This window comes from Mesorhizobium sp. M0598 (genome assembly GCF_040320865.1).
Taxonomy (GTDB): Bacteria; Pseudomonadota; Alphaproteobacteria; order Rhizobiales; family Rhizobiaceae; genus Mesorhizobium.
This window is the reverse complement of the sequence record NZ_JAMYQL010000037.1, coordinates 46,356-52,562: the sequence shown is the minus strand read 5'-3', so window position 1 is coordinate 52,562 and position 6,207 is coordinate 46,356. Positions and strand designations below refer to the sequence as shown.

The window sequence follows — 6,207 nt, the reverse complement described above, 5'->3', positions numbered from 1 at the left end:
GCCGATGGCCGTCCGTCACCCCTGATCGATTAAAGCCTCACCGACGCTGCCAACGAAGCTCACGCCTCAAACCCCGCGCCCCTCCCGCGAGCGGGTTCGTTCATTGGCGCAACGTGCTCGTCTGGCAGATGAGACGAACGGCAACTTCCCGCCCATCTCGGCCATTGGCGGCAGCCTGCTGATTGAGTTTTGACCCTAAGGCGCTTTTTGGGACGTGGCCGGTCGAAGCAGGTCAGGTACCGAGTTCTTCGACTTCCTCGACGAGTTGCGGACGCTGGTGCAGATAACGCGTCGCCTTGCGCTTGGCGATGATATCGGCCCAGACGCGTTCCACTTGTGAGGCGGCCAACCCCGCCGCCTGCCCCACCACTTCGGCCGCCATGCCGTTGTTGAGACCGTAAAGGCAAATATCCATACGGTCATATGGAAGCGAGAAATAGAACTCCTCCTGTGTCTGCGCCAGCGAGTAGGTATCGGTGGTCGGCGGCCGGTTCCGGATTTCCTCCGGAACACCGAGATGGGGCGCCAGCGCATAGACCTGCGTTTTATAGAGGTGGGCGATCGGCTTCACGTCCGCGGCGCCGTCACCGTTCTTCACGAAGAATCCCTGATCATATTCCAGCCGGTTCGGTGTTCCAAGAACGGCGAAGTTCAGACGATCAGCATGATAGTATTCGATCTGCTTGCGGGTGCGCTGCTTCATATTGGTAGCGGCGACGACGCCGAGATAGACAGGCAACGGCATTCTCAGTTTCGTCTGCTTGCCTTCGGGATCCTGCACCACCAGCGACGAGATATTATAGCCTTGGCCCTCGAGCGCGTTCGCGATCACGATCTTCGAGGCCCAGCCTTCGCCGTATTCCGGGACCAATTCGCGGATGAAGGCGTCGCGGCGCTGGTAGCAGCCCATCGCGCGCAAGGCCGGCCCGATATCCTCCGTCACAGCCTCGACACCAAAAGTTTCGGCGACGAGGCGGCCGAGCCGCAGGCTTTCGGGATCAGAATCGCTTTCCGGCATGAACAGGCAAAGCACATTCCGCGGACCGACGGCACGTGCGGCCAACGCGACCGACACGCTCGAATCGATCCCGCCCGAAAGACCGAGCACAAGGCCCCGCTTGCGGAGCTCGCGCAACTGCTGGCGCAAGGCCGTTACGATACGGTCCGTTTCAGCGGCTGGGTCGATCGCCAGAGCCTTCGCCACAAAGGTCCGCGCGTCCTCGGTCGGGCGAACATTCATTGCGCGGCCTCCATCATCTCTGCCGCAAGCCGACGGCTGACCTTGCCGGTATCCGTCTTGGGCAGCTCGCGGCGAAACTCGACGATCTTGGGCACCATGAAGTCCTCAAGATGACGTGCACAGTGACGAACGACATCTTTTTCGCCAAGCGCTGGGTCGGACCGTACGACACATGCGCCGATCGCATGCCCAAGCACAGGATCCGGCACGCCGAAGACAACCGCTTCCGCGATGCCCGGATGAGCGTGAAGCACGGCTTCCACTTCCTTGGGCGCCACCTTCTCTCCCCGTGTCTTTATGATGTCGTCCTTGCGGCCGACGAAATAGAGAAAGCCGTCCTCATCGGCCCTGAACAGATCGCCGGTGTAGAGAACCTTCTCCCAAGGGTTCGGGCCTGGGCGCAGGGTTTGTTTCGTCGCAGCTTCGTTTCGCCAATAACCCTGCATGACGTGCGGCCCGCGAATGACCAATTCACCTGCTATGCCCGGCGGCACTCGTTGCCCGTGGTCGTCGACGATAAAGGCTTCGGTGTTTGGAATGGCTATTCCGACCGACCCCGGCCGGCGGTCGAGCTCCTCGGGCGGCAGATAGGTGCAGCGCTTGCATTCCGTCAGGCCATACATCGAATAGAGCCTGACTCCGGGAAAAAGGAACCGCAAGCGTTCTATGTGAGCCGTCGGCAAGGCAGCCGCCGTGTTGGAAATATAGCGAAGGCTGGGCAGGAAGCCCGGCGCCAGATCACGCATCTGCAGGATCATCGCTGCCATCGTGGGCACGAGCGGAAGCCCGGTGACGCCTTCCTGGCGGATGCGTTCAAAGACCGCCTGGGGAAAAGCGAAGGACTTCTCGAGCACGAGCGTGGCGCCGAGCCTGACAGCCATCAGCAACTGATAGAGGCCGTAGTCGAAAGCGAGGGGCAGAACATTCAAGATGATGTCGTCGGGCGAGTTGCGCAGGTAGGTGGTGATGGAGTCGGCCGCCGCGTCACAATTGCGGTGCGTCATCATCACGCCCTTGGGCCGGCCGGTCGAGCCCGAGGTGTAGATCAACATCGCAAGATCGACGTCAACGCCGCGGTGGTCAATCTCCCTGGCTTGGAGCGTCAAGCAATCCGCCAGGGATGTGGCCCCTGCCGGGCATTGGTTATCGGCAGCAACGGTGGAGGCCACGAAGATGCCGGTCTTGCCGGAGGACGTCTTGCCGGACGATCCGCACGCCTCGGCGACCACGGGCATCAGTTTTGCTTGCGTGAGGATCGCAGCTGCGTCGCAATCGGCGATGATGTAGGCCAGCTTTTCGGCCTTGGTGGATGCATTGATCGGACTGAAAGTCGCGCCTGCTTTAAGAACTGCGAAAATCGAAACCGCAGCCTCCCAGCAATTGTCCATGAAGATCAGGACCCGGTCGTCGCGACTGACGCCATTCATGAAAAGGGCGGCGGCCAGACGGCTCGAAAGATCGTCCAGCTCTTCATAGCACAGCCTTTTGTGCTCGGTGATCAATGCCGTTTTGGCTGGATGGGCAGCGGCCTTCGCCGTCAGAAAATGTTCGATCCGCACGGACCCTCCTCGCCGATGGCGCCTACGCTGCCAGCGCTTCTGCCTTTGCCTTGATGAAGGCTGAGATGCGGTCAATCGAATCCAGATTGGCCGGTACGATGTCGGCATCGACCATCGCTATGCCGAAATCATCCTCTATGAATGCCACGAGCTCCAACACGGCCGTCGAGTCGATGATGCCGTTCTCGATCAGTGATACGGAGTCTGCAAGCTCGTAGGACGTGTCCCCGAACAGGAAGTTGTCGACGATAAAGGTTTTGACCTTGTCCTTGATTGCTACCATGATTTTTCATTCCCTCGATTTCTCAGGCCGCTCGTGCTGCACCGACCTTTTCGCCAGTGAAAATCTTCTGCCACAGTTGCGTCGACAAAATGCCGACGAAAGCCGCATTGTCGCGGAATCCGGACGCTGGCTGCAAGCGGCATTTCTCGTGCAGGTTCGCCACCGCCTTGGCGTTGAATAGTCCTCCGGCGGCGATGCTCGCCTCGCTCAGTGAATCGCGTACGTAGTCCAGTTCTCCCGCTCCAACGAAGGAGCGGGCTTCCGGTGCCCGGTAAGGCTGTTTGGTGCGCTCGCGGATGGCCGTCGGAAGCAGGTGCTTGGCAGCTTTGCGCAATATGTGTTTTTCCACCAGTCCCTTCAGCTTCATCTCCGGCGGAAGTCTGGCCGCAAACTCTACCAAGCGATGGTCAAGGAAGGGGAAACGCCCTTCGATACCGTGCGCCATGGCCATGCGATCGCCCTGGCTGGAGAGGATGTAGCCTGGCAGGAGAAAGCGGGTTTCGAGATATTGCGCCTGATGCAGCGGATGCCACCGGGAAAATGCCTCAGGCAACCGGCTGGCCAGGTCCTCGGCTGCGTCATACCCCTTCAATGTCGCGCGCAGGTCACCGGAAAAGAACATCTTCGCCGCTGATGTGGTCTTGAAACGCGGCCGATGCGAGAACAGCGGATCGTCCAGGGCAGCGCTACCGGTTCCGAAGAACGCAGCCAGGTACTCCACGGACTGCTGTTGCAGGCCCGGCAGATAGGGATAAAGCTTGCGGAACAGTTGTGGCCTTATGCGCGATGCCGGCTGTCGCGCGCAGAAACGGCGAACCCGCGCTTCCTTGAAGACATCATAACCGGCAAAGACCTCGTCGGCGCCTTCGCCTGTCAGCACCACTTTCAAACCGGCCTGGCGAACGAGGCCGGACAGTTGATATAGGGGGGCCGGGGCCGTGCGGATGATCGGCCGCTCGGTAAAGCGGATGACTTCGGGAAACACACCGGCGATATCGCCGGCACGACACGCAATGGTTCGATGGCGCGTGCCAAGTGCTGACGCCATTTCGGTCTGGAAGGCGCTTTCGTCATGCTCGGCGCTGTCGAACGTCACGGAAAATGTCTGCAGCTTAAGAGGAGTCATGCCGGCCGCGAGTGCCGAAACGAGGGATGAATCGAGCCCGCCCGAAAGGTAAGAACCGACCGGCACGTCGGCGCGCATGCGAAGCCTCACCGCGTCGGTCAACAGGGCCTGCAGTTCCTCGGCCGCGTCGTCCTCATTGGTGATCTTCGATGGCGTATCCGGATACGGGTAGTCTAGGTGCCAATATGGTTTGACCGTGACTTGCCCCTGTGTCGCGATCATCACGCTTGCCGGCTCCAGCTCGTGGATGTTGCGGAAAGCCGTGCGTGGAGCGATCGGTGCCCACAGCGTAAAGATCTGGTCGAGTGCAATCGGATCGATTTCGGCCGAGACGCCGGGTATCTTCAGCAGGGCCTTTATCTCCGACGCAAAGTAGAGCACCCCGTCCTTGCTGGTGTAGAACAGCGGCCGAACACCCATGCGGTCTCTTGCAAGCACCATCCGCCGCCGCCGGTTATCCCAAATCGCGAAGGCGAAATCACCGTTCAGGAGCGACAGGCAGTCTTCGCCCATCTCGTCATACAGCTGCAGGAGAACTTCGGTATCGCTCGACGTGCGGAAGCGTCGACCTTTGGCCAGCAGCCCTTCGCGCAATTCCACGTAGTTGAAGATCTCGCCGTTGAACGCAATCGTCAAATTGCCGGTTTCGTCGGACATCGGCTGCTGGCCATCACCAATTCCAATCACCGACAGCCGCGCATGCCCAAGTCCAGCATCGGGCGCTACGAATTTCCCTTGTTCATCCGGCCCGCGATGGGCGATCGCAGACGTCATGCGCGCAAGCAAAGCTTCCGCATCCCGGACTGAACCGAAATAGCCCCCGAATCCGCACATCCACACAGCTCATACTGAACAGCAAGCCACGAAACATAGCGGTCATAAGCGCCTCAAAGGTTAATCGGATACTTTTCAGCAAGCATGTGGTTAACAGGATGTTAGGACAAAACGATGCTTTTGCGGACCGACTTGCGCCCCACTCCAGGTGTCACGCTTGAAGGCGTCACGGCGAGCGATGCAAATCACTGCTTCGAGTACGGCCGGTACCAGTCAACAAACTTCTTCAGCCCGTCCTCTATCGAAACGCTAGGCCTGAAGCCGAAATCCCGCTCCAGCGCGGTCATGTCGGCGTAAGTCTTCTCGACGTCGCTCGCCTGCATCGGCTCGTTGTGGCGGATTGCCTTGACCTTGAGCAGCCTTTCCAGAATGTCGATGAAGTCGCCCAGCCGTACCGGCCGGTTGTTGCCGACATTGTAGAGCCTGTTCGGCGGAATGTCAGCCGACGGCGGCTTGTCGAGCACGGCGACAACCGCCTTCACAACATCGTCTATGTAGGTGAAATCGCGCCACATTTCGCCATTGTTGAAGATTCGGATCGGCTTGCCCTCGAGCATCGCCTGCGTGAACATCCAATAGGCCATGTCGGGACGGCCCCAGGGACCGTAGACCGTGAAAAACCGCAGGCCGGTCTGCGGTATGCCGAACAGATGGGCGTAGGTGTGGCTCATCAACTCATCGGTTTTCTTGGTGGCAGCGTAAAGCGAAACGGGCTTGTCGACCTGATCGGCTTCGCTGAACGGCACGCTGCGGTTGCCGCCATACACCGAGCTCGACGAGGCATAGACCAGATGCTCGAATGCCGGTTCGGCGCGACAGAATTCGAGCACTTCGAGGTGGCCCATGACATTGGAGCGGATATAGAGCCGCGGATTGTCGAGTGAGTGGCGCACGCCCGCCTGCGCTGCAAGGTGCACGATCCTAACGATGCCTTGCCCGGCCAAAGCGGCTGCAAGCGCGCCCTGTTCGGCAATATCGATCTGGTGGAACGAAAAATCCTTATGGGGCAGAAGGCGGGCAAGCCGCCCCTTTTTGAGCGCCAGGTCGTAATAGTCGTTCATGTTGTCGACGCCGACGACCGCTTCTCCCCGGTCGAGCAGATGGTGGCAAACGTGGCTGCCAATGAACCCCGCGGCTCCGGTGACAAGTATAGGCAACAAGCTTC

The 6,207-nt window shown here is 59.9% G+C and carries 5 protein-coding genes; all 5 read right to left on the bottom strand.

Going from position 1 to position 6,207, the window contains the following annotated elements; translation table 11 throughout:
- Positions 1–232 precede the first annotated feature (232 nt).
- Positions 233–1,240, bottom strand: a complete 1,008-nt coding sequence (gene nadE / locus NKI59_RS29740) for an NAD(+) synthase (protein WP_352708219.1) — start codon at positions 1,238–1,240, stop codon at positions 233–235.
- Entirely contained in the window at positions 1,237–2,799 is a 1,563-nt protein-coding gene (locus NKI59_RS29735) for a class I adenylate-forming enzyme family protein (protein WP_352708218.1), read from the bottom strand. Before NKI59_RS29735 ends, nadE begins: the two co-directional genes overlap by 4 nt.
- Positions 2,800–2,821: 22 nt before the next feature.
- The gene (locus NKI59_RS29730; RefSeq protein ID WP_352449958.1) at positions 2,822–3,085 is read right to left on the bottom strand and encodes an acyl carrier protein; all 264 of its coding nucleotides are present in this window, start codon (positions 3,083–3,085) and stop codon (positions 2,822–2,824) included.
- 19 nt (positions 3,086–3,104) lie between these two features.
- On the bottom strand, positions 3,105–5,042 hold the full coding sequence (gene asnB, locus NKI59_RS29725) for an asparagine synthase (glutamine-hydrolyzing) (RefSeq protein ID WP_352622948.1): 1,938 nt from the start codon (positions 5,040–5,042) through the stop codon (positions 3,105–3,107).
- Positions 5,043–5,227: 185 nt separating this feature from the next.
- A complete protein-coding gene (locus NKI59_RS29720) occupies positions 5,228–6,199 on the bottom strand; it encodes an NAD-dependent epimerase/dehydratase family protein (protein WP_352708216.1) in 972 nt (323 codons plus the stop codon).
- Positions 6,200–6,207 lie beyond the last annotated feature (8 nt).